Origin of the sequence: Plantactinospora sp. WMMC1484, assembly GCF_049315195.1 — a bacterium.
Lineage (GTDB): Bacteria > Actinomycetota > Actinomycetes > Mycobacteriales > Micromonosporaceae > Plantactinospora.
On the sequence record NZ_CP186055.1, the window covers coordinates 2,355,307 to 2,378,314 of the forward strand.

22 protein-coding genes and 1 tRNA gene are annotated in these 23,008 nt (G+C 72.9%); 11 read left to right on the top strand and 12 right to left on the bottom strand.

All coding sequences use genetic code 11. The annotated features are described in order from the left end of the window. Nucleotides 1-6 precede the first annotated feature (6 nt). Nucleotides 7-1,353 carry an NAD(P)/FAD-dependent oxidoreductase gene (locus ACN28C_RS10425; protein ID WP_422773293.1) on the top strand — a complete coding sequence of 449 codons (1,347 nt, stop codon included), beginning with the start codon at nucleotides 7-9 and terminating at the stop codon, nucleotides 1,351-1,353. A 52-nt stretch (nucleotides 1,354-1,405) separates the two neighbouring features. Here ACN28C_RS10425 and ACN28C_RS10430 read toward each other — a convergent pair whose 3' ends face one another. Next, on the bottom strand, nucleotides 1,406-3,247 hold the full coding sequence (locus ACN28C_RS10430; RefSeq protein ID WP_422773294.1) for a hypothetical protein: 1,842 nt from the start codon (nucleotides 3,245-3,247) through the stop codon (nucleotides 1,406-1,408). A gap of 98 nt (nucleotides 3,248-3,345) precedes the next feature. On the opposite strand from ACN28C_RS10430, the gene ACN28C_RS10435 reads away from it, so the two are divergent. The 3 genes from ACN28C_RS10435 to ACN28C_RS10445 all read left to right on the top strand — a co-directional run bounded on the left by ACN28C_RS10435 (nucleotide 3,346) and on the right by ACN28C_RS10445 (nucleotide 4,906). Next, nucleotides 3,346-3,426, top strand: a tRNA-Leu gene (locus ACN28C_RS10435). 109 nt (nucleotides 3,427-3,535) lie between these two features. Beyond that, nucleotides 3,536-4,357: a Bax inhibitor-1/YccA family protein gene (locus ACN28C_RS10440; RefSeq protein ID WP_422773295.1), complete on the top strand. Its 822-nt coding sequence runs from the start codon at nucleotides 3,536-3,538 to the stop codon at nucleotides 4,355-4,357. Between the two features lie 207 nt (nucleotides 4,358-4,564). Next, nucleotides 4,565-4,906, top strand: a complete 342-nt coding sequence (locus ACN28C_RS10445; protein ID WP_422773296.1) for a hypothetical protein — start codon at nucleotides 4,565-4,567, stop codon at nucleotides 4,904-4,906. Between the two features lie 89 nt (nucleotides 4,907-4,995). On the opposite strand, the gene ACN28C_RS10450 is transcribed toward ACN28C_RS10445, so the two are convergent. The 3 genes from ACN28C_RS10450 to ACN28C_RS10460 all read right to left on the bottom strand — a co-directional run bounded on the left by ACN28C_RS10450 (nucleotide 4,996) and on the right by ACN28C_RS10460 (nucleotide 8,304). Beyond that, nucleotides 4,996-6,258: an acetyl-CoA C-acetyltransferase gene (locus tag ACN28C_RS10450; protein WP_422773297.1), complete on the bottom strand. Its 1,263-nt coding sequence runs from the start codon at nucleotides 6,256-6,258 to the stop codon at nucleotides 4,996-4,998. A gap of 100 nt (nucleotides 6,259-6,358) precedes the next feature. Then, nucleotides 6,359-7,192 (bottom strand): SGNH/GDSL hydrolase family protein, encoded by an 834-nt coding sequence (locus ACN28C_RS10455; RefSeq protein ID WP_422773298.1) that lies wholly within the window; start codon nucleotides 7,190-7,192, stop codon nucleotides 6,359-6,361. Continuing rightward, nucleotides 7,189-8,304 (bottom strand): SGNH/GDSL hydrolase family protein, encoded by a 1,116-nt coding sequence (locus ACN28C_RS10460; RefSeq protein ID WP_422773299.1) that lies wholly within the window; start codon nucleotides 8,302-8,304, stop codon nucleotides 7,189-7,191. The genes ACN28C_RS10455 and ACN28C_RS10460 overlap by 4 nt, the downstream gene beginning before the upstream one ends. A 136-nt stretch (nucleotides 8,305-8,440) precedes the next feature. On the opposite strand from ACN28C_RS10460, the gene ACN28C_RS10465 reads away from it, so the two are divergent. Together ACN28C_RS10465 and ACN28C_RS10470 are read left to right on the top strand one after the other, a co-directional pair. After that, a complete protein-coding gene (locus ACN28C_RS10465) occupies nucleotides 8,441-8,824 on the top strand; it encodes a YkvA family protein (RefSeq protein WP_422773300.1) in 384 nt (127 codons plus the stop codon). A 213-nt stretch (nucleotides 8,825-9,037) separates the two neighbouring features. After that, complete coding sequence (locus tag ACN28C_RS10470; RefSeq protein ID WP_422773301.1) at nucleotides 9,038-10,414, top strand: cystathionine beta-synthase; 1,377 nt, start codon at nucleotides 9,038-9,040, stop codon at nucleotides 10,412-10,414. 60 nt (nucleotides 10,415-10,474) lie between these two features. Here the strand turns inward: ACN28C_RS10470 and ACN28C_RS10475 are convergent, their stop codons facing one another. The 5 genes from ACN28C_RS10475 to ACN28C_RS10495 all read right to left on the bottom strand — a co-directional run bounded on the left by ACN28C_RS10475 (nucleotide 10,475) and on the right by ACN28C_RS10495 (nucleotide 14,635). Next, complete coding sequence (locus ACN28C_RS10475; protein ID WP_422773302.1) at nucleotides 10,475-11,458, bottom strand: S1C family serine protease; 984 nt, start codon at nucleotides 11,456-11,458, stop codon at nucleotides 10,475-10,477. Nucleotides 11,459-11,570: 112 nt separating this feature from the next. Beyond that, the gene (locus ACN28C_RS10480) at nucleotides 11,571-12,098 is read right to left on the bottom strand and encodes a GNAT family N-acetyltransferase (protein ID WP_422773303.1); all 528 of its coding nucleotides are present in this window, start codon (nucleotides 12,096-12,098) and stop codon (nucleotides 11,571-11,573) included. Between the two features lie 36 nt (nucleotides 12,099-12,134). Beyond that, on the bottom strand, nucleotides 12,135-13,112 hold the full coding sequence (locus ACN28C_RS10485) for a ribonuclease Z (protein ID WP_422773304.1): 978 nt from the start codon (nucleotides 13,110-13,112) through the stop codon (nucleotides 12,135-12,137). Nucleotides 13,113-13,491: 379 nt separating this feature from the next. Next, nucleotides 13,492-14,154 carry a peptide-methionine (S)-S-oxide reductase MsrA gene (gene msrA / locus ACN28C_RS10490; protein WP_422773305.1) on the bottom strand — a complete coding sequence of 221 codons (663 nt, stop codon included), beginning with the start codon at nucleotides 14,152-14,154 and terminating at the stop codon, nucleotides 13,492-13,494. A 67-nt stretch (nucleotides 14,155-14,221) separates the two neighbouring features. Continuing rightward, a complete protein-coding gene (locus ACN28C_RS10495) occupies nucleotides 14,222-14,635 on the bottom strand; it encodes an HIT family protein (protein WP_422773306.1) in 414 nt (137 codons plus the stop codon). A 23-nt stretch (nucleotides 14,636-14,658) separates the two neighbouring features. Between ACN28C_RS10495 and ACN28C_RS10500 the strand changes: the two genes are divergently transcribed. Together ACN28C_RS10500 and ACN28C_RS10505 are read left to right on the top strand one after the other, a co-directional pair. Continuing rightward, entirely contained in the window at nucleotides 14,659-15,801 is a 1,143-nt protein-coding gene (locus tag ACN28C_RS10500) for a cystathionine gamma-synthase (RefSeq protein WP_422773307.1), read from the top strand. A 56-nt stretch (nucleotides 15,802-15,857) separates the two neighbouring features. Then, complete coding sequence (locus tag ACN28C_RS10505) at nucleotides 15,858-17,258, top strand: amidase (protein ID WP_422773308.1); 1,401 nt, start codon at nucleotides 15,858-15,860, stop codon at nucleotides 17,256-17,258. 272 nt (nucleotides 17,259-17,530) lie between these two features. Here the strand turns inward: ACN28C_RS10505 and ACN28C_RS10510 are convergent, their stop codons facing one another. Continuing rightward, a complete protein-coding gene (locus ACN28C_RS10510) occupies nucleotides 17,531-18,673 on the bottom strand; it encodes a hypothetical protein (RefSeq protein ID WP_422773309.1) in 1,143 nt (380 codons plus the stop codon). Between the two features lie 214 nt (nucleotides 18,674-18,887). Here ACN28C_RS10510 and ilvA point away from each other — a divergent pair, with 214 nt between their 5' ends. Next, nucleotides 18,888-20,108 carry a threonine ammonia-lyase gene (gene ilvA, locus ACN28C_RS10515; RefSeq protein WP_422773310.1) on the top strand — a complete coding sequence of 407 codons (1,221 nt, stop codon included), beginning with the start codon at nucleotides 18,888-18,890 and terminating at the stop codon, nucleotides 20,106-20,108. 84 nt (nucleotides 20,109-20,192) lie between these two features. Here ilvA and greA read toward each other — a convergent pair whose 3' ends face one another. Continuing rightward, nucleotides 20,193-20,690 (bottom strand): transcription elongation factor GreA, encoded by a 498-nt coding sequence (greA, locus tag ACN28C_RS10520; protein WP_422773311.1) that lies wholly within the window; start codon nucleotides 20,688-20,690, stop codon nucleotides 20,193-20,195. A 116-nt stretch (nucleotides 20,691-20,806) separates the two neighbouring features. Continuing rightward, entirely contained in the window at nucleotides 20,807-21,241 is a 435-nt protein-coding gene (locus ACN28C_RS10525; RefSeq protein ID WP_422773312.1) for a DUF4307 domain-containing protein, read from the bottom strand. A 164-nt stretch (nucleotides 21,242-21,405) separates the two neighbouring features. Between ACN28C_RS10525 and mca the strand changes: the two genes are divergently transcribed. Both mca and ACN28C_RS10535 read left to right on the top strand, forming a co-directional pair. Beyond that, nucleotides 21,406-22,287 (top strand): mycothiol conjugate amidase Mca, encoded by an 882-nt coding sequence (gene mca / locus ACN28C_RS10530; protein ID WP_422773313.1) that lies wholly within the window; start codon nucleotides 21,406-21,408, stop codon nucleotides 22,285-22,287. A gap of 55 nt (nucleotides 22,288-22,342) precedes the next feature. Next, a complete protein-coding gene (locus ACN28C_RS10535; protein ID WP_421495118.1) occupies nucleotides 22,343-22,645 on the top strand; it encodes a hypothetical protein in 303 nt (100 codons plus the stop codon). The last annotated feature ends 363 nt before the right edge of the window (nucleotides 22,646-23,008 follow it).

A 23,008-nucleotide genomic window follows, 5' to 3' on the forward strand; every position in this document is an offset into this window, starting at 1 on the left:
GGAGGCGTGAATCCGCAGCGGATCCTTGTGGTGGGTGCCGGTCACGTCGGGCTGTACGCGGCCCTGCGCCTGTCGAAGAAGCTCCGGTCGTGGGAGGCGGAGGTCGTCGTCGTCGACCCGCAGCCGCACATGACGTACCAGCCGTTCCTGCCCGAGGCGGCGGCCGGGAACATCTCGCCCCGGCACTCCGTGGTGCCGCTCCGCCGCGAGCTGCGCCGCTGCACCATCGTGGCCGGCACGGTCACCCGGGTCGAGCACGACCGGAAGACCGCCGTCGTGCAGCCGATCATCGGCCCGGCCCGGGAGATCCAGTATGACCACATCGTGGTGGCGCCCGGATCCGTCTCCCGGACCCTGCCGATCCCCGGGCTGGCCGAGCAGGGCATCGGGTTCAAGACCATCGGTGAGGCGATCTACCTGCGCAACCACGTGCTGGACCGGTTGGACGTGGCCGCCGCCACCACCGACCCGGACACCCGGCGCTGCGCGCTCACCTTCGTCTTCGTCGGCGGCGGCTACGCCGGCATCGAGGCGCTGGCCGAGATGGAGGACATGGCCCGGGACGCCCTGAAGTACTACCCGGAGCTGAAGCCCGACGACATGCGCTGGGTGCTGGTGGAGGCGACCCTGCGGGTGCTGCCCGAGGTCGACCGGGACATGGGCGCCTACACGGTCGCCCAGTTGCTGAAGCGGAAGATGGACATCCGGCTGGAGACCCGACTGGAGTCCTGTGTGGACGGCCTCGTCCGGCTCTCCGACGGGGACAGCTTCCGGGCCGACACGATCGTCTGGACGGCCGGGGTGAAGCCGTCGCCGATGCTGGCCAACACCGACCTGCCCCGGGACGAGCGGGGGCGGATCACCTGCCTGCCGACCCTCCAGGTGGTCGACGGCGACCGGCTCGTCGAGGGGGCGTGGAGCGCCGGCGACTGCGCGGCGGTGCCGGACCTGACCGGCCCGCCCGGGGCGTACTGCTCGCCCAGCGCGCAGCACGCGGTCCGGCAGGCGGTCCGGATGGCCGACAACATCCGGGCGGTGATCCGGGGGCGGCTGCCGGTGGACTACAAGCACAAGCACGCCGGCAGCGTGGCCAGCCTCGGCCTGCACAAGGGCGTCGCACAGGTCTACGGGATCAAGCTCAAGGGGCTGCCGGCCTGGTTCATGCACCGGACCTACCACATGAGCCGGATCCCGTCGTTCAACCGCAAGGTGCGGGTGATCGTGGACTGGACCCTCGCCTTCGTGCTCCGCCGGGAGGTGGTCGCGCTCGGCCAGTTGCACGACCCCCGGGAGGAGTTCGTCGAGGCGAGCACGGCGGCGGGGAGCCGGCCGGGCGACCGCCGCCCGGGCTGACCCGGGCCCGCGCCGCTGGATCTGTGCCGCTGAACCCGCCAGATCTGTGCCGCTAGACCCGCCAGATCCAGGCGTCGGCGACCCGGGTGCCGGGGCCGAGCAGTGCCTCAAGAGTGGCCCGCAGGCTCGCCACCTGCGCGGCGTCGTCGGCCAGTACGACGCAGGAGGCGCCCCAGAACTCGATGTCCCGACGGGCCTGGTCGCGCTGCTCCTGGTTGATCACCGGCACCCCGCCGTTCTTCGACACCTCGGTCAACAGTTGCGAGGTCGGCTGCTTGTAGGTGCCCATCGACGCCTCGCCGTTTGCCGCGTACGGACCGATGAAGAAGCCCTCGGGCAGCGCGAAGGCGGCGTCGGCGGCGACCGCCCAGCGCATCGGCCAGGGCTCCTTCGGGGTGGGCAGCGGCACCGGCACGAGCACGCCGCCCGGCTCGACACAGTCCCGCCAGTGCCCGGCGGTGATGAACTGCGGCACCGGCGGCCGGACGGTGGTCGGCAACTGGGCCGGGAAGACCGGCAGCAGCGCGACGACCGCCGCCGCCGGCACCATGATCCGTACCGACCGTTCCGGTGCGGCCAGGCCGTGGTCGACGGCGAGCACCAGTATCGTCGCGATCAGCGGGAGCAGCGCCAGGGCGAAGCGCATCGGCAGCGCGCCGTCCACCACGGGAACTCCCAGCAGGAGCGAGTACGGTCCGGTGACGCCGGTCTGCTCCCGGTCCACCACGACCGTCGGCCCCAGCGACAGCGCCGCCATCACCAGCCCGGACGCGAGGCAGCCGACGACGACCGGCCGCCGGATCAGCCAGCCGGCGGCGAGCACGGCGGCCAGCAGGAGCGGCCAGCCGAGGAAGGTGTTGTACTCGGCCGGCCCGGTGGTGAGCCGCGCCGCTTCCGGCGAGCCGGCGACCGACATGGGGGAGATCGCCGGCCAGCTCGCCAGGTCGGCGTAGAAGTAGTGCGGGCTGAACATGCCGTTGGGCACGCTCTGCGGCCCAGCGAACTGGAACCAGAGCGGATACGCCAGCACCGGGACGGCGAGCGCGACCGCCAGCAGCATGCCGGCGAGGAACCCGGGCAGCACCCGCAGGGCCAGCCGCCAGTGCACGGCGGCGTACGCCAGCACGAAGACGATCATGGCGACGGCGGTGAGGTAGAGCACCTCCTCGCCGACGAAGACCTGCACCGACACCCCGGCGGCGAGCCAGGCCGCCGAGGTCACGACGCGCCGCCGGTCGACACCCGGGCGGTCGGGCCGGGCCTGCGGGTCGGCCGCCCGCGCCATCCGGACGACCAGCCAGATCAGCACCGGAACCAGCCACTGGGCGGTCATGTGCAGGTGGCTGTTGGACTGGGAGATCATGCCCGGACCGAATCCGCAGAGCCCTCCGCCGAGCGCTGCGGCGAGCCGGCGGGCGCCGAGCAGCCGGTTGAAGAGCAGATACCACGCGATCGCGGTGCCGGCGAGGTTGCCGGCGACGAGCAGTGCGAAGGTGACCGGCGCCCCGAAGGTCAGGGTGATCGGCGCGAGGAGGAAACCGAGCGCGATGACCGTGGTGTTGGCCATCAGGTTCACCCCGTCGGGGGCGTTGAGCCGGTCGCTGAGCAGCGAGAAATCGCCGTGCAGGATCCGGGAGTCGACGGCCAGGAACCACTCGTAGAGGGCCTGGTCCTCCGGATTGAGCGCCAGGACCCGGGCACCGGGCGCCGGCCACATCCCTGCGGTGAGCCAGCCGGCCAGGAGGAGGAAGAGTAGACACACCACCAGGTCGGACCGGTGCCGGTGGAGCACGCCGAGCCAGCGCCCCCGCCCGGGGCCGGCCGGACCGGAGACGCTGTCTGTGCTGGCCGGGCCGGGGCCGGCGTCCTGCGCCGCGCGGGCAGTGCTGGTCACGACAGTGACCCTAGTGCCGATCCGAGAACGGGGTGCGCCGGGTGGGTCTTCACCCGCTACCGTGGCAGGCACCGGAACCGACCGAGTTCGGCCCACCTGCCCGGGTGGTGGAAAGGCAGACACGGCCGCCTTAAAAGCGGCTGCCGCAAGGCGTGCGGGTTCGACCCCCGCCCCGGGCACAACCTGCTCGGGTGGCCGCGTGACGTGGATCTCCACAACCTTGCCGGGGACCGTTACCCTGGATAGGGCACGGCATGGTGTACCCACCTTTCCAGGAGGCTTGACACAGTGAAGACGTCCAATCCGGTGCTGGCCCGACTCGGCCAGGCGGCCGAGCGGGAGCGGGCTGCGGGATACGCCCCGGCCGGCGCATACGGGCAGCCCGGTTACGGGCAGCCTTACCCGACGGACGCCGGTTACCCGGCCGCGCCGCCCACCGTAACGCCGATGTCCATCGACGACGTCGTCGTCAAGACGGTCACCCTGCTCGGCATCACCGGGCTCTCCGCCGCGCTCGCCTGGGTGCTGGTGCCCGACGCGCTGGTCGGCGTGGCCTGGATCGGTGCCGCCGTCGTCGGCCTGGTGCTCGGCCTGGTGATCTCGTTCATGCGGATCGCCAATCCGGCGCTGGTCGTCACCTACGCTGTCGTCGAGGGCGTCTTCGTCGGCATGGTCAGCAAGTACTTCGAGGTGATCGCCGGCTACCAGGGCATCGTCCTCCAGGCGGTGATCGCCACCTTCGGCGTCTTCTTCCTGATGGCCATGCTCTACAAGGCCAAGGTGATCCGGGCGACACCGAAGTTCGTCCGGGGCGTCATCGCGGCCATGATCGGCATCTTCGCCGTCATCTTGATCAACTTCGTGCTGGCTCTCTTCGGCATCGACACCGGCCTGCGCAGCGGCGGCCCACTCGCCATCGGCTTCAGCCTGATCTGCATCGTGATCGCCTCGCTCAGCTTCATCCTCAGCTTCCACGAGGTGGAGGAGGGCGTGCGGATGGGGCTGCCCCAGCGCTACTCCTGGACCGCCGCCTTCGGCATCCTGGTCAGCCTGATCTGGCTCTACATCGAGATTCTGCGGCTGCTGAGCTATTTCCAGGGCGACGACTGAGCCAGCCTGCTCGTCCCACGGGTGACCGAGCCAGCCTGCTCGTCCCGTGGCCGGCGGGATCATCGCCGGTCGATCCGCGACGCCCGTTTCCGGTCCAGCCGGGGGCGGGCGTCCGCCGTTTCGCGGGATCGGTGGACCGGTCGTCGTACGGCTTCGTGACCGGCCGCTCAGCTACCTCCGGCGCCGCCCGACCGTAGACTCGCAGCGATGAACGCCGCCGAACCCGTGCGCCCGGCCGAGCCGCTGAGCCGCCAGCTCGACCTGCTCGTGCGCCAGGTCGGCCACTGGACGCCACCGCGCTGGGCGGCGCCTGGTCGGTCCGGCGGCCCGGCCCGGGGCGACCGGGTGCACCGGCTCGTCCAGTTCCTCGCCGACCTGGGCGCGGACGCCGCCGGCGAGCCGCGGCGGAGCGTACCCCGGCTGGAGAACGACCTGGCCCTGCCCGACCAGCTCCGCGTGGTGGTGGCGGACCTGGTCGCCGTGGACCCGCCGGAGCCGGTGCTGGCCGGCGCCGCCGCCGAGGTGGCGGCCACCCGCCAGGCGCTCTGAGCCGCCGCCCGGGGCAGCGGCTCAGCTCCGCCGCGGGTTCGGCCCGCTCCGAGCGCCGGACGGGGCAGCGCCCCCGAACGGCCGGACGGTCAGCTCAGCCGCTCCAGCACCATCGCCATGCCCTGGCCACCACCCACGCACATGGTCTCCAGACCGATCGTCCGGTCGTGCCAATCCAGCGCGTTGAGCAACGTGCCGGTGATCCGGGCACCGGTCATCCCGAACGGGTGACCCACCGCGATCGCCCCGCCCATCACGTTGAGCTTCTCCAGCGGGACCTCCAACTGCCGGTACGAGGGGATCACCTGAGCCGCGAACGCCTCGTTGATCTCGACGAGGTCGATGTCGTTGATCGTCATCCCGGCGCGCCGCAGCGCCTGCCGGGAGGCCTCGACCGGGCCGAGTCCCATGATCTCCGGGGAGAGCGCGGTCACCCCGGTGGAGACGATCCGGGCCAGCGGAGTGATCTCCAGCTCGCGGGCCCGCTCCGCGCTCATGACGATCACCGCGGCCGCCCCGTCGTTGAGCGGGCAGCAGTTGCCGGCGGTGATCCGGCCGTCGGGGCGGAAGACCGGCTTCAGCCCGGCGACACCGTCCAGGGTCACTCCCGGGCGCGGCCCGTCGTCGGAGTCGACCCACTCGCCGGAGGGCAGGGTGATCGGGGTGATCTCCCGAGCCCAGAAGCCGTCCGCGATGGCCTTCTCCGCGAGGTTCTGGCTGCGTACGCCGAACTCGTCCATCTCGGCCCGGCTGACGTCGTAGACCTGGGCGAGGTTCTCGGCGGTCTGGCCCATCGCCAGGTAGACGTCCGGCAAGCCGCCGTCGAGCCGGGGATCGGTCCAGACCGGGGCGCCGGCCCCGGTCCGTGCCGCCGAGCGGGCCCGGGAGGCGTCGAACCTCGGGTTCTGCCAGCCGCCACCGACGCGTTCCTGCGCCTCCGGCGGCAGGGTGTCGGAGTTGCCCCGGGCGTACCGGGAGACGCACTCCACGCCGGCCGAGACGAAGACGTCACCCTCGCCGGCCCGGATCGCGTGGAACGCCATCCTGGTGGTCTGCAGGGACGAGGCACAGTATCGGGTGAGGGTCGCCCCCGGCACGGTGTCCAGGCCGAGCAGGGTGGTCACCACCCGGGCCATGTTGAAGCCCTGCTCGCCGCCGGGCAACCCGCAGCCGAGATAGAGGTCGTCGATCTGGGCAGGGTCGAGCTGCGGCACCTTGTCGAGCGCAGCCTGGACGATGGTCGCGGTCAGGTCGTCGGCGCGCAGTTCGCGCAGGGAGCCCTTGTGGGCCCGGCCGATGGGGGAGCGGGCGGTCGCGACGATAACGGCTTCGCGGGGGGACGCGGTCGACATGAACCAACGTTAGCCCGCGTCGACGCCACTCTCACCGCCGGGCCGTGCCGGACGATGTCGGCCAGCGCGTCCGCGCCGGGCCGCGTCCGTGCGCCGGGATCTACCGCTGCCGGGTGCCGGCGGCGGCCCTGGCCACGGCGGGCAGCAGGGCGTGCGCCCAGACCCGGTAGCCGTCGGCCGAGGGGTGGTAGCCGTCCGAGCAGAACGTCCCCGCGTCCGCCCGGAACACCGCGCCCGTCTCGGCGGCGAGATCCACGACCGTACCGCCGGCCTCCAGCACGGCGACGGCCTGCGCCCGGGCCGCCTGCCGGCCGAGCCACCCGGTGACCTGCCTCAGCGGCGGCGCGATCGCCCGGACCGCGCCGAGGTCGGGGCAGGTCCCGACCACCACCCGGACTCCGGCGCCGTGCAGCCGGCGCACCGCGGCGCCGAGGTACGCCGCCGCCTCACCTGGCCGGCGCAGTCCCAGCACGTCGTTCGCGCCGACCAGGATCACCGCGACGTCCGGCCGCCCACCGAGCAGCGCCCGGGCCACCTGGGTCGCCAGGTCGGTGGAGCGGGAGCCGGAGACGCCGACACTGGAGAGCCACACCTGGCGCTCGCCGCCGGCGGCCGGCCCGACACCCTCGGCGAGCAGCCGGGCGAGCTGCCCGCCGACCGTGTCGTCGGCGCGTTCCACACCGACGCCGAGCGCGGCCGAATCGCCGAGCAGCACCAGCCGGAGCGGAGGCGCCCCGGCCCGGCCGACAGTGGAACGCAGCGCCAGGCCCAGTTCCGGCTGGGCGTACTGCCGGTTGCGGGCCGCCACGGCCTCGCCGGCCAGTAACGCGATCCCGCCGACGGCCCCGGCGATCAGCGTGACCGCGGCCCCCCGGGCGATCCGGGTGGCCACCCCGTACGTCGCCGCGCCGCTCGTCATGTCGAGTCCCGTCATGCCCGTTCCTCTACCGTGGAGGTCGTCGCCTCGTCCAGCGATGCCGGTGTATCCGGCGGGCTCCCAGTCTCCCCCGACCGGGGGTGCCCGAACCAGGCCCTGCGGCGGCGAAGCTGTGCCCACCGCCCGCCGGGACCGTGCTCGCTGCCGCCGACCCGGACACCCCGGACCTCCGTACCGGCGTGCCGGGCCGCCTCCTGGGCCGCCGCCGGCAGCGACCGTAGCTCCTGGTCGGCGCCGAGCGACGGGCGGCGCTCGGCACCGGCGCCGAGCGCCGCCAGCACCGTCGGCAGCATGGCGGCTGCCGCGATCGCGTACCCCTCGGCGGAGGGGTGGAAGTGGTCCCAGGCGAACATCCGGGTCGGTTCGGCGGCGAACCGGGGACCGAGCAGGTCACCCAGGGAGACGGTCAGACCACCGGCCTCGACCACCGCGACGGTCTGCGCGGCGGCCAGTTGCCGGCTCCAACGCCGGGCCAGCCAGCGCAGCGGTGGCTTGATCGGCTGGATCGCGCCGAGATCGGGGCAGGTCCCGACCACCACCTGGGCACCGGCGGCGCGCAGCTCGCGTACCGCCTCGACGAGATAGCGGACCGCCACCGCCTGCGGCGTACGGTTCGTGACGTCGTTGCCGCCGACCAGGATCACCGCAACGTCCGGCTCGCGCTCCAGCGCCGCGTCGACCTGGGGGCGGAGCCCCGCGGAGAGGCAGCCGACCACGGCGAACCGGTACAGCCGCACCGGCCGGCGCAACCGGCGGGACGTGCCGATGGCGAGCAGCGCCCCCGGGGTCTCCCGGGGCCGGTGCACCCCGTAACCGGCGGCGGACGAGTCGCCGAGCACCACCATGGTGATCGGCTCGCCCGGGAACTTGGCACCGTAGACGCCGTCGCCGCGCGGCGGCGGGGCCTCGGCCAGCGGGATGACCCGGCGGGCCTGCCGGGCCTGCCCGAGCAGCAGCCCGTAGCCGGCGGCGGTGCTGAGCGCGGTCAGGCCCATTCCGAGGGCCGTCACCTTCGCCACCCGCCGGGCGACCGGCCACGGCGACCGTTCCCACGACGTCAGGTTCCGCTGCCGCGACTGCCGCCGCCGCCTCGATCCGGCCGGACTCATCAGGGCCCCCCACCTGTCACGCCGCACCCCCGCGACCTTCGAGATTAGCCCGGTCGCCCAGCTACACGCTGTCAGCGTCCCGCCTCACCCGGCGACCGCTTCTCCCGACGGGCGCGCTGTTGCGAACGGATGCATCATGAAACGAAAGGAGGGCGCGGACATGGCCACCAACACACTTCGACGAACTGCCGCCTTCAGAGCGCTGTTCCGGGCACTGACCGCCGGCTCCCGGGGCGGGCCGCCACTGGGCAGGCGGATCGCCGCGCTGCCCCGCATGGTCGCGGCCACCGTCCGGGGCGAGTACGACGGCGGCCTGCGGCTCGCCCTGATGACCGCCGCGACCGCGTACGTGCTGAGCCCCGTCGACCTGGTGCCGGAACTCGCCCTGATGATATTCGGTCTGGCGGACGACGCGGTGATGGTCACCTGGCTGGCCGGTGCCGTGCTTGACGAGACCGAGCGCTTCCTCGACTGGGAGGCCCGGCGTGCCTCCGTCGTCCCCGGCAAGGTGGTGCACTGACCCGTCTCCTCCGCCGACCCGTGCCCGCCGCCGGCAGGGATCGCCGGTCCGTGTCTGCCGCCGCGGCCGGGATCCCCGGCCGCGGGCCGGGGCGCGGACACGTAGGCTGGCGGCAGAAGAGACGATCCTTCGCCCCGACCGCACGCCACCAGCACCGACCCTGTGCCCGGCCAGTGCCGTCCGGCCGGCGAGCACCGAGGAGGGCACAACGTCGTGCGCTACTACGACAACGTCATCGAGCTGATCGGCGACACGCCGCTCGTCCGGCTCCGGCAGGTCACCGCCGGCATCCCGGCGACCGTCCTCGCCAAGGTGGAGTATTTCAACCCCGGCGGCTCGGTCAAGGACCGCATCGCGCTGCGGATGGTGGAGGACGCGGAGCGGGCCGGCCTGTTGGGGCCCGGCGGCACCATCGTCGAGCCGACCAGCGGCAACACCGGCGTCGGGCTGGCCCTCGTCGCCCAGACCCGCGGCTACCGGTGCGTCTTCGTCTGCCCCGACAAGGTCAGCGAGGACAAGCAGAACGTGCTGCGCGCGTACGGGGCCGAGGTGGTGGTCTGCCCCACGGCGGTGGCACCGGAGGACCCGCGCTCGTACTACAGCGTGTCGGACCGGCTGACCCGGGAGATCCCCGGCGCCTGGAAGCCCAACCAGTACGCCAACCCGGCGAACCCGCGCTCGCACTACGAGACCACCGGCCCCGAGCTGTGGGAGCAGACCGGTGGCCGGATCACGCACTTCGTGGCCGGGGTCGGCACCGGCGGCACCGTCTCCGGCACCGGTCGCTACCTCCGGGAGGTCTCCGGCGGGGCGGTGCGGATCATCGGCGCCGACCCGGAGGGCTCGGTCTACTCCGGCGGCACCGGCCGGCCGTACCTGGTCGAGGGGGTGGGCGAGGACTTCTGGCCGGAGACGTACGACCGGGGCATCTGCGACGAGATCGTGAAGATCTCCGACAAGACCTCCTTCGAGCTGACCCGCCGGCTCGCCCGCGAGGAGGGGCTGCTGGTCGGCGGCTCCTGCGGGATGGCGGTGGCGGCCGCCCTGGAGGTGGCCCGGCGGGCCGGCCCGGACGACGTCGTGGTGGTGTTGCTGCCGGACGGCGGTCGTGGCTACCTGTCGAAGATCTTCGACGACGAGTGGATGGCCCGGTACGGCTTCATGGGCACCAGCGCCACCGAGGCGACCGTGGCCGACGCGCTGGCGAGCAAGCCGAACGGCATTCCCGAGCTGGTCCACGTGCACCCGACCGAGACCGTCCGGGACGCCGTCGACTACATGCGGGAGTACGCCGTCTCCCAGCTCCCGGTCCTCAAGGCCGAGCCGCCGGTGGTGACCGGCGAGGTGGCCGGCTCGATCGCCGAGCGGGACCTGCTGGACGCGCTCTTCACCGGTCAGGCCAAGCTGCACGACACCATCGAACGGCACATGGGGCCGCCGCTGCCGATGATCGGCGGCGGGCAGCCGGTGAGCGAGGCCGTCGACCTGCTGGAGAAGTCCGACGCCGCCCTGGTGCTGGTGGACGGCAAGCCGAAGGGCGTACTCACCCGGCAGGACCTGCTGGCCCACCTCGGCGGCCACTCCCGCTGAGCCGAGGTGTTAGGAGGGGGCCCTTCTTATACAGAAAACGATAAGAAGGGCCCCCTCCTTTCACCTGGTGAGTTCGGCGGGTACGGCGATCACGTCGACGAAGGCGCCCCGGCGCAGCAGTGTGACCGGGAGGCGGCTGCCGATGGCGGGGCCGAGCATGAGGCGTTGCAGGCTCTGGCCGTTCGCCACCGGCCGGCCGCCGGCCGAGATGATCACGTCACCGAGGTAGATCCCGGCCTTTCCGGCGGGGCTCTCCGGGACCACCTCGACGACGCGGAGCCCGCGCTGCTGGCCGGTGCGTTCGGCCACGGCCGGCGGCAGCGGCACGGGCACCCCGGCGACGCCGAGCCAGGCCCGGCGTACCCGACCGGAGGTGACCAGGTCACCGATGATCTGCCGGGTGGTGGAGTTGATCGGCACCGCCAGGCCGAGGCCGTACCCGGCGACGGCGGTGTTGATCCCGACCACCCGGCCGGCGGCGTCGGCGAGCGCCCCGCCGGAGTTGCCCGGGTTGAGCGCGGCGTCGGTCTGGATGACGTCCTCGATCAGCCGGACCACCCGGCCGTCCCGGGCCGGCAGCGACCGGCCAAGCCCGGAGACCACTCCGGCGGTGACCGAGCCGGCCAGCCCCATCGGGTTGCCGACGGCGACCACGAGCTGCCCGATCCGGAGCGGGTCGGCGTCGCCGAGTTCGGCGGGTGGGGCGGTGGTCGCCCGGACCCGGAGCACGGCCAGGTCGGAGAGGGGATCGGTGCCGACCACGTCGAACCGGGCCTCGGCACCGTCGGCGAAGGTGGCGATCCCGCCGGTCGCCTCCTGCACCACGTGCGCGCTGGTGAGCAGGAACCCGTCGTCGGTGAAGGTCACCGCCGAGCCGGCCCCGGCGCCGCGCGGCCCACGTACGGCGAGCGCCGCCACGCTGGGCAGGACCCGCGCCGCCACCCCGGTCACCACCCGGGAGTACGCGTCCAGCGCGGCCCCTTCGATCCGCTCCGGAGCCTCCGGGCGCTCCGGGCGCTCCGGTTCGAGTTGTTCGGTGCTCATGTGCCGGTCAACGACGGTCCGGCCCCGGCCCATCCCCGGCGCCGCTGCGCCCAGAGCGAAATCCAGACTCCGCGCGCTGCCCGCCGTCAGGGGACCCGCGCGCTGCCCGCCGTCAGGGGAGGTCCCGGGCGTAGCGGAGTTGCCGGGTCATCGCCGGGCCGATGTCGCCGTCCCGCTCCGCCCCGTCGGGTGCCCAGCCGCCCCTGACATAGAAGTCCCGGGCGTGCGTGTTGTCGACGAGCACCCAGAGCACCGCCCGGCGCCAGCCCTGGGCACGCAGTCTGGCCAGCGCGTCGACCATCAGCGCCCGACCGGTTCCGCGTCCCTGCTCGGCCGGGTCGAGGTGGATCGCGTACAGCTCACCGACATCGGTGCCGGCCGAGTCCGGTTCGGTCGGGTCGTGCGGCCCGAGATAGGTGAAGCCGGCCAGCCGGCCGTCCCGTTCCGCCACCGTCATCAGGTGGGTGTCCCGCTCGTACGACCAGCGCTCCGACCAGTACCGCCCCATCATCTCGCCGGAGACGGTGGCCAGCGCCTCCGCCGGGACGATGTCCCGGTACGCCGCGGCGCGGGACCGGTGGTGCAGGTCGCCCACCGCCATCAGGTCGGCGGCGACGGCCGGGCGCAGGATGATCGTCATCAGTTGATCGTAGAGAGGCGGTGGGCGGGGCCGCCGTCAGACCGATCCGCGCGGCGGGGCCGCCGGCACACCGACCCGGCGGGCGGGCACCGGCACCCGGAGCAGGTCCTCGGCCACCACCAACTCGCCGTCGAAGTGTTTCCGGGCCTCGGCCGCGAAGCGTTCGGCGGCCGACGGCACACCGGCCCGGGACGCCGGGTGGTAGCGCTGGGAGAAGTGGGTGAGCACGAGCCGGCGTACCCCGGACTCGGCCGCCACCCGTGCCGCCTGGGCCGCGGTCAGGTGGCCGACCTCGGCGGCGAGCGCGGCGTCCTCGGTCAGGAAGGTCGACTCGATCACCAGCAGGTCGGCCCGGTCGGCCAGCTCGAAGACCGCGTCGCAGAGGCCGGTGTCCATCACGAAGCCGAACCGCTGCCCGGGACGCGGTGCACTCACCTCCGCCAGCGTCACCCGCCGCCCGGCAACGTCGATCCGACCCTCCCGGACCAGCGCGCCGATCGCCGGCCCCCGGATCCCGTACGCCGCCAGCCGGTCCGGCAGCATCCGGCGCTCATCCGGCTCGACCAGCTGATAGCCGTACGTCTCGACCGGGTGCCGGAGCCGGCGGGCGAGCAACCGGCCGGCGGGGGTCGCGAAGGTCTGGCCGTCCCGCAGCACCGGCAGCTCGCGCAGTTCGGCCGTTTCGTAGAAGGAGCTGGCGTGTCGTAGTCGGGCGAAGTAGTGGGCCTCGCCGCCGGGATAGTGCGCCTCGACCGGGTGGCCCACCCGGTCGAGCGAGAGCCGCTGGACCACGCCGGGCAGGCCGAGGCAGTGGTCGCCGTGGAAGTGCGTGACGCAGATCCTGGTCAGGTCGCCGGCCGGGATGCCGGCGAGCATCATCTGCCGCTGCGTGCCCTCGCCGGGATCGAAGAGGATCACCTCGCGGTCCCAGCGCAGGACGTAGCCGTTGTGGTTGCGGTGCCGGGTCGGCACCTGGCTGGCCGTGCCCAACACCGCCAGCTCGCGTCCTGACACGGCGGCCTTTCCGGCGGTACGTCGGCGGCGGGCGTGCCGGCCGACGGAGGAAATGATCGACCCCCGGGGTCCGCGTGACGGTCGTCACACGGAGGCCGACTGGACTATGGCCGGCTCCCCCGGGGGTCGGGTGGCTGTCGTGGATTCGCCGCACCGCTGCCACACGGTCTCGACGACTTTGCAACTGCCCGCCTGCGGCGGACACCGAAACTGTCAAGGACAGCGGCTAGCGGAAAGCCACCTCACGAGTCCTGTTGCTATACAAAGCTCGGACCACCTCCCTTCCCGTGTACGGCCACGCTATCCATCCCCGGTCGGCGCCGGCAACGGTTTTTGACCACACGTCTTCCAGCTCGGGAAGGCGCCCGACGAGCCCGCGTCACGCTCCGGTCCGGGCGACGCCGACCGGGCAGGTCATCCCGTTCGGGCCGTGGTTGCAGTAGCCGTTCGGGTTCTTGGTCGGCGCCAGGTACTGCTGGTGGTAGTCCTCGGCGTAGTAGTAGTCGCCCAACCTGCCGATCTCGGTGGTGATCTCGCCATGCCCGGCGGCCGCCACGATCGGGGCGAAGGCGTCCCGGGAGGCGGTCGCGGCCGCGAGCTGCTCGTCGGTGGTCGTGTAGATCGTCGACCGGTACTGGGTGCCGACGTCGTTACCCTGCCGCATCCCCTGGGTCGGGTCGTGGTTCTCCCAGAAGACCTTGAGCAGGTCCTCGTAGCCGATCTTCGATGGGTCGTAGACCACCTGGACCACCTCGGCGTGTGCCGTGCCGCCCGAGCAGACCTCCTCGTAGGTCGGGTTCCGGGTGTAACCGCCCGCATAGCCCACGGAGGTGGAAATCACCCCAGGAAGGGTCCAGAACAGCCGCTCGGCTCCCCAGAAACAACCCATGCCGAAGACCGCGACCCGGGCACCGGCGGGCCACGGCCCCCGCAGCGGGGTGCCGAGCACCTCGTGCCGGTCGGAGACCGGCATCGCGATCGGCCGGCCGGGCAGGGCCTGGTCGGGAGTTGGTAGGTCGGCCTTGATGCGCCGTAGGAACACGGTGCGACTCCTTTCGTACCTCTGCCGGGTGCAACGCGGTACGCACCAGGATCCTTACCCGCGATCCTTACCCGCCCAGCGCGGCGGCGATCCGGTCGGCGTAGGAACGGGCCTCCTCGTCAGAGGCGTACGTCGTCCGGGGCCAGAAGAAGCCGCGCAGCCCGTCACCCTTCGTCCGCGGTACGACATGGGTGTGCAGGTGTGGCACCGACTGCGACACCCGGTTGTTCATCGCCACGAACGTCCCACCCGCGCCGAGCCCGGTCTCGACGGCGCGCGCCAGCCGCTGCACCAGCCGGAAATAGGGCGGCAGAACCGCCTCCGGCAGCTCGTCCAGCGTCTCGACGTGGTCGCGCGGCACCACCAGCAGGTGGCCCCTGAAGACCGGGCGGACGTCGAGGAAGGCCACCCCGTCGGAGGAGTCGACCACCCGGAACGCCGCCGCGCCCGCCACGATCCCGCAGAACACGCATCCCGCCACCAGTGCAGGCTAGCCTTCTGCAAATGAGTCACGGCTTCGAGACGATCGCCATCCACGCCGGCCAGGAGCCGGAACCCCGCACCGGAGCGGTGGTGCCGCCGATATACCAGACCAGCACGTACGCCCAGGACGCCGTCGGTGCCCCCCGGCTCGGCTACGAGTACAGCCGCTCCGCCAATCCGACCCGGGACGCGTTGCAGGACTGCCTGGCCGCCCTGGAGGGTGGGCCGGTCGGGCTGGCCTTCGCCAGCGGCCTGGCGGCCGAGGACACCCTGCTGCGGACCGTCTGCAAGCCGGGTGACCACGTGGTGATCCCCGACGACGCGTACGGCGGCACGTTCCGGCTCTTCGCCCGGGTGGCGCAGCGCTGGGGACTGCACTGGACCGCGGCCCGGATCTCCGACATCGACGCGGTGCGCGCGGCCGTCCGTCCGGGCGAGACCAGGATCATCTGGGTGGAGACGCCCACCAACCCGCTGCTCGGGATCGCCGACATCGCCGGGCTGGCGTCCCTGGCCGGCGACGTCGGCGCGCTGCTGGTGGTCGACAACACCTTCGCCTCGCCCTACCTTCAGCAGCCGATCGCGCTCGGCGCGGACGTGGTGGTGCACTCGACAACCAAGTACGTCGGTGGACACTCCGACGTGGTCGGTGGCGCCCTGGTCGCGGCGAGCGCCGCGCTCGGCGACGAACTCCGCTACCACCAGAACGCGATGGGGGCGGTGAACGGACCCTTCGACGCCTGGCTGACCCTGCGCGGGGTGAAGACCCTCGGCGTACGGATGGACCGGCACTGCGACAACGCCGAGCGGATCGCCGACTATCTCGACGGGCACCGGGCGGTGGCCCAGGTGCTCTATCCGGGTCTGACCGACCATCCCGGACACGAGATCGCGGCGAAGCAGATGCGCCGGTTCGGCGGGATGATCTCCTTCCGGGCGGCCGGCGGCGAGGAGCACGCCGTACAGATCTGTGACCGGGCGAAACTCTTCGTGCTCGCCGAGTCGCTGGGCGGAGTGGAGTCGCTGATCGAACATCCCGGCCGGATGACACACGCAAGCGCCGCCGGCTCGCCGCTTGAAGTTCCCGCCGATCTCGTGCGACTGTCTGTCGGCATCGAGACCGCCGACGACCTACTCGCAGACCTGGAGCAGGCGCTCGGCTGACCGCCGTCCGGCCGCCGTCCGCCGCCCGGACGGCGCCGCGGACAAGTCGATGGGGAGTGGCCGTGCAGGACATCATGCCGAGCTGGGTGGGCGCGACCGCGAAACAGATCGCCCGGGCGGTACGTCGGGGTGACACCTCCGCCACCCAGGTGGTGGCGGATCACCTCGACCACATCGACCGGTCCAACCGCGAGCTCGCCGCGTTCCGGGTGGTGCGCGGGGGCGAGGCGATCGTGGAGGCGGAGAAGGTCGACGAGCAGGACGACCTGGCGAACCTGCCGCTGGCCGGGGTGCCGGTCGCGGTGAAGGAGAACACCGCCGTGGCCGGGTTGCCGACCTGGAACGGGTCGGAGGCAGCCCGGACCCCGGTCGCGGAGGACGACCACGAGGTGGTCCGGCGACTGCGCGGCGCCGGGGCGGTGATTGTCGGGGTGACCCGGATGCCCGAGCTCGGGATCTTCGGGTTCACCGACGACGAGACGGCGGCGACCCGCAACCCGTGGGCGCCCGACCGTACTCCGGGCGGGTCGTCCGGCGGCTCGGCGGCGGCCGTGGCCTCCGGGATGGTGCCGATCGCGCACGGCAACGACGCGCTCGGCTCGATTCGGATCCCGGCCGCCTGCTGCGGGCTGGTCGGGCTCAAGCCCGGTCGGGGCGTCGTGCCGTGCCAACTCGGCGCCAACGACTGGTACGGCCTCGGCGAGCAGGGCATCCTCGCCACCACCGTGGCGGACGCCGCGGTCGGCTTCGCGGTGCTCGCCGGGCGCCGGCCGGAGAAGCTGGTTCCGCCGGAGCGGCTGCGGGTCGCGGTGTCGCTCCGCTCGCCGGTCGCGGGTGTACGCCCGGACCTGGCCAACCGGGACGCCGTCGCCGCCGCCGCCAAGCTGCTGGCCGTGGCCGGCCACGACACCGTCTCGGCCGATCCGGTCTATCCGACCTCGCTCGGGCTGCGCGGCATCGCCACCTGGTTGGCGGCGGCGGCGAACGAGGTCGAGGCGGCCGGGCTGCAACCCAGCACCCTGCAACGGCGCAGCCGCCGGCACGCCGCCCTCGGCGCCTGGGCGCTGCGCCGTGGCCTGGTACGCGAGCAGGACCGCACGCAGTGGCGGGAACGGAGCATCGCCTTCTTCACGGACCGTTCGGTCGACCTGCTCCTCACCCCGGCGTTGGCCGCCGCACCGCCGAGCGCCACCGGCTGGGCCGCCCGCTCCTGGCGGGCCAACCTGCTGACCTGCATCCGGTACGCCCCGTACGCCGGACCGTGGAACATGGCCGGGCTGCCGTCGCTGGTCGTGCCGGTCGGGTTGCGTCCGGACGGGTTGCCGGTCGGGGTGCAACTGACCGGTCCGCCCGGTTCGGAGCTGCTGCTGCTCGGCGTGGCCGGGCAGTTCGAGCTGGCCGGTCCCTGGCGGCGGCACGCGCCGGACTGGCCCCGCCTGCCCGCTCCGGCCGGCTGACCGACCGGCCCGTCGAGGGAGAGCCCCGCCGAGGGAGGGCCCGTCGAGGGAGTGGCCCCGTTGAGGGAGTGGCCCCGTTGAGGGAGTGGCCCGTCGAGGGGTGGCCCGTCAGGAGAGCGTGATCCCTGACCGCCGGGCGGGCCGGGACCGCGGCACCGGGATCGGGCGCCGCGAGGGCCTGGCCGCGCCGCGTCGCCGGGCCGTCAGCCAGGGCGCCGTCGGCTCGGGCGGCAGCACGGGTCCGGTCGGCGATAGGGTCCGGCCGGCGATCGTCACCGTGGCCACTGCCCCGGCGCGGGCACGCCGTGCAGCACCGCCCGCTCACGGCCGCGCCCGACCGTCGGGTCGAGATCCTCCGCGACCTCGATCTCGGCCAGTGGAAGCACGGCCGGGCCGGTGCCGGCGTAGACGTAGACCCGGTCGATGCCCCGGTGCACGTCGACCGTGCTGGCCGGCTGCGGCAGCCGGAAGAACCGGCGGCCGGCGTACATCCGGGCACCGGTCCGCCAGCCCAGCCCGAGCCCGGTCAGCCCGAGGACCGCGGCCAACGCCAGCCAGGGCGTCAGGTCGTACGGCTCGCTGACGAGTTGCCGCAGGCCCGCGTCGTCCACGGCGACGTCGATGGTCGAGCCGACCGGATAGCCGGCGGAGCTGTGGACGGAGACGACGAACCGCGGCCGGCCGTCGCCGAGATCGAGCTCGACATCGCTCCACGACGGGTGCGAGCGGACGGTCGCGGTGGCGATCGTCGCCCGGCGCTGCTGCTCGTCGACCTCGGCCTGCCGCAGGACGCTCCACCCGGTGAGGGCCAGCCCGGCGGTGAGCAGAGTCGTCGCGGCGACCGCCGGGACCAGGGCCGGTCCGGGCAGCCGGGCCGGTGGCGGTGGCACGCTCCGGCCCTCCCGGCCGTGCCACAGCCGCAGCTCCGACCGGTACGCCCCCACCCCGGCCAGCCGGGCGAGCAGCAGGCAGCCGACCGCGTACGCGACCAGCAGCACGTGGAACCACGGAGGCAGGTGCTCGGTCTGGGTCAGTTCGTATCCGAGGGTCGTGGCCACCATGGCGGCGGTCACCGCCGCGGCGAACTCCAGCCTGACCAGGGCGAGCAGCGGTATGCCGCCGGCCATCCCGAAGATCAGGTTTCCGACCGGATCGGGGCCGCACGGTGCCGCGGCCGTGCAGGGGGTGGCCGGTGCGACGATCAGGAGAAGGAGGCAGAGGGCCAGTCCGGCGAAGAACGCGAGCCACCTGGCGTACCGGATCAGCCATCCCGGAGGGCCGCCGTGCTCACCCGTCAGATGGAGCCGCTCACCCGCCAGATGGAGCCGGACGACGTCCCGCCACGGCAGCGGGGGAGGCAGTGGTCGACCCGCCTCCGACCCGGCCTCGGGGACAGGTTCGCCGCCAGCGGACATCTGTCACTCCGTCTCGTGCTCTTCTGCTCAGCCTCGCTCGGCCCGTGCCCGACAGGCGTCCGGCGAGCGGCACGACCGAGGGTAGAGCCCACCGGCCGGCGCGTCCCGACCGCCTCGGGGGCGCGGCTCGTGAGGTGAGCCGCGTGGGGTGAGCTCGGGCACGCCCGTACCGCCGGAGCGAGCGCTTCCGCAACGGGATGCGAGGATTTCGGGCATGACGGAGCTGGTCGGACTCGCCGAGGTCACCACCGCCCGCAAGCTGCTCGCCGAGGTCGTCCGGGCCACACCGCTGGAACCGTCCCGGCCGCTCTCCGCCGCACTGGGCGGACCGGTCTGGCTCAAGTGCGAACACCTGCAACGGGCCGGGTCGTACAAGGTCCGGGGCGCGTACGTGCGGATCGCCCGGCTCTCGGCGGCGGAGCGCGACCGGGGAGTGGTGGCCGCCAGCGCCGGCAACCACGCCCAGGGGGTGGCCCTGGCCGCCGGGCTGCTCGGCGCCGCCGCCACGGTCTTCATGCCGGTGGGAGCGCCGCTGCCGAAGGTGGCGGCCACCAAGGGGTACGGCGCCCGGGTGGAGTTGGTCGGCAACACCGTCGACGAGTCACTGGTGGCGGCGGAGGACTTCGCGAACCGTACCGGTGCGGTCTTCATCCACCCGTTCGACCACCCGGACGTGATCGCCGGGCAGGGCACGGTGGCGCTGGAGATCCTGGAGCAGTGCCCGGACGTGCAGACGATCATCGCCGGGGTGGGTGGCGGGGGCCTGATCTCCGGGATCGCGGTCGCCGCCAAGGCACAGCGGCCGGACGTTCGGGTGATCGGGGTGCAGGCCGCCGGTGCCGCCGCGTTCCCCGCCTCGCTGCGGGCCGGTGAGCCGGTACGCCTGCCGGCCTACGCCACGATCGCCGACGGTATCGCGGTCGGCTGCCCCGGCGAGATCACCTTCGCCCACGTCAGCAAGCTGGTGGACGAGATCGTGACGGTGCCGGACGAGGACATCTCCCGGGCCCTGCTGATGCTGCTTGAGCGGGGCAAGCAGGTGGTGGAGCCGGCCGGGGCGGCGGCGGTGGCCGCGCTGATGTCCGAAGCGGTCGCCGTGCGGCCGCCGGTGGTGGCGGTGCTCTCCGGTGGCAACATCGACCCACTGCTGATGTTGCGGGTGATCGAGCACGGGCTCGCCTCGGCGGGGCGGTTCCTCCGGATCACCGTCCGCTGTGCCGACCGGCCCGGCCAGCTCGCCTCGCTGCTGGGCCTGATCGCCGAGCACCGGGGCAACGTGGTCGACGTGGTGCACCAGCGGCAGAACCCGCACCTGCGGCTCGGCGAGGTCGAGGTGGCACTCTCGGTGGAAACCCGGGGTGCCGAGCACTCCGACCGGCTGATCGGTGCGCTGCGCGGCAGTGGTTACCAGGTGGACGTCGCCCAGCCGGGCTGACCCGGCCGGGCTCCGACGTCGATGGCGCGTCCGGGCTCCGGATGGCGGCGTGATGGCGTGTCCGTCTCCGGCCGGCGGCTTCGGTCAGCCGCCGTACGCCTCGAACCGGACCACCGTGACCTTGATCTCCGCGCCGCTCGGCGCCGTGTAGGTGACGGTCTGGCCGGGGCGGGCGCCGAGGATGGACTTGCCGAGGGCCGACTCCGGGCTGTACACGGTCAGGTCGGTGGTGGACGCGATCTCCCGGGAGCCGAGCAGGAAGGTCTCCGTGTCGTCGGTGTCGTCGTCGAAGTGGATCGTGACGACGCAGCCCGGCGCCACCACGTCGGCGGTGGGCGCCTCGCCCACCTGGGCGGTACGCAGCAGTTCCTGCAACTGACGGATGCGCGCCTCCTGCTTGCCCTGTTCCTCCCGGGCGGCGTGGTAACCGCCGTTCTCCCTGAGGTCACCCTCTTCGCGCCGAGCGTTGATCTCTGCGGCGATCGCCGGCCTCCCGGCGATCAGCTCGTCGAGCTCCGCCTGCAGCCGGTCGTGGGCCTCCTGCGACAGCCACGTGGCTGCCTCGCGGTCGGTCGTGGACACAGACGATCTCCTCGGGTAGTCGTGGACAGGGACGAATTACCAAGTTACCAGTGCGCTACACACCGGACGCCACGTCATTTGTCGCAGGACGGGGGTGGGAAGGGCGCCGCAGGGGGTCAGTCGACCGGGCGGCAGCGGAGCACCTCGCCCAGCAGGGGCCGTCCCGTGGTGACCAGCCGGTGTCGGACCGTGAGGTGTCGCTGCCCCGGCTCGGCGGTGACGCGCACCTGCTCGCGGCCGACCTCGGCGCCGTCTCGGGAGCGGGCCCGGACTACGCAGACCGCCGACCCGCCGGCCGGCACGGTCACCCGGAAGTCGACCACCACCTGACTGTCGGTGATCTCGGTGTAGGTGATCACCTGAGCGTCGTAGTTCGGATCGCCGTACTGCCGGTAGAGCCGGTACGAGACGGCACCGAGTGCCGCGACCAGGGCAACCGCCAGCAGCGCCGACACCCACGGCCGGCGGCGCCGGGGCGCCCGGCGGCGGCCGTACCGGCCGGGTGGGAACACCGGGGCTGTCGGTACGGGTGTGGCGGGCGTCTCGGGCACCGGCGGGTATCTCCTGGGACTGTTGTCGGTGGCATCGGCAAGAATGGGTAGGCCCATCTTCTCAGCCGGCGACCGGGCCGACCCCCCTCGGGGTCGGCGGAGGCGGGCGGTTCAGCGAACGGGGCGCCGGGTCCGGCCCGGGCACATACGAGGGAGCAGCTGAGTTGGCAGAGCAGCTACGTCTGATGGCCGTGCATGCCCATCCCGACGACGAGTCGAGCAAGGGCGCGGCGACCATGGCGAAATACGTCGCCGAAGGCGTGCAGGTCCTCGTCGTCACCTGCACCGGAGGTGAGCGGGGCAGCGTCCTCAACCCCAAGCTGGACCGGCCGGACGTCTGGGCCAACATCGCCGAGATCCGCCGGGCCGAGATGGATGCCGCCCGGGCGATCCTCGGCATAGAGCAGGCGTGGCTCGGTTTCGTCGACTCGGGGCTGCCGGAGGGTGACCCGTTGCCTCCGCTGCCCGAGGGGTGTTTCGCGCTCCAGGACGTCGAGGTCGCGGCGGCGCCGCTGGTCCGGCTGATGCGCGAGTTCCGACCGCACGTGGTGACCACCTACGACGAGGACGGCGGATATCCGCATCCCGACCACATCATGTGCCACAAGGTGAGCGTGGCGGCCTTCGACGCCGCCGGCGACCCCGGGCGCTATCCGGAGCTGGGTGCCCCGTGGCAGCCGTTGAAGCTCTACTACGACATCGGCTTCTCCAAGGCCAAGATCATGGCGCTGCACGAGGCGATGCTGGCCAGCGGCAGGGAGTCGCCGTACGCGGAGTGGCTGGAACGCTGGGAGGACCGGCCGGACAAGGGGCCGAGGATCACCACCCGGGTGGAGTGCGCCAACTACTTCCCGGTCCGCGACGACGCGTTGCGCGCCCACGCCACCCAGGTCGACCCCGACGGCTTCTGGTTCCACGTGCCGATGGAGTTGCAGCGCCAGGCCTGGCCGACGGAGGACTTCGAACTGGTCCGCTCGATGGTCGAGAGCCCGATGCCGGAGTCCGACCTCTTCGCCGGGGTGCGGGAGACCGCCCATGCCCGCTGAGCGGGGCTAGGCGTACCGTAGGGTGAGAGCCCGCCACATCGGAGGATTTCCACCCATGCTGACCGCTGCACAGGTGCTCGCGGAGAACAACTTCGGTGACACCCGGACCGGTGGTCTGGCCGGGCCCATGGGTCTCTTCCTGATCACGGTGCTGGCTGTTGCCACGGTGCTGTTGATCCGTAATATGAACGCCCGGCTGCGCCGGCTGCCGGACCGCTTTCCCGAGCAGCCGGAGGAGGAGGCGTCGGCGGGCGACACGCCCGCCGATGCACCATCTTCCGGCGAGGATTCTGGTGGAAGCGCTCCCACTCCTCCCACCAGCAGCGGGACGGTCAGTCCGGGACATGATTCACGCTAAACCGGCCAGGCGCCCCCTGTTGCGCTCAATCGGATTGGCTTAGCCTTCCGCCGGGGACCAAAAGTCCCGCAGCGTGCGCGGGAGGGGGCGCCGATGAGAACCAGACCCGACGCCCAGCGCCGGAGGCGGCACGGCCACGTCGCGCAACGACGCTCGGCGAACGGCGGCGATCCGTGACTGGCGACGGCCGGTTCGGGCGCTTCCTCGTCCGCGTCGGCATCGCCTCCGCACCCCGCCGGGTGCGCGTACTCACCCTCGTCCTGCTACCCGTCGCGCTGCTGCTCGCCGTGGCCGGCCTGCTCGTTCCCGTCGAAGCGTCCGGCGGCTCGCTGCCGGCAGCAGGGCGGCTCGGCATCGCCGCCG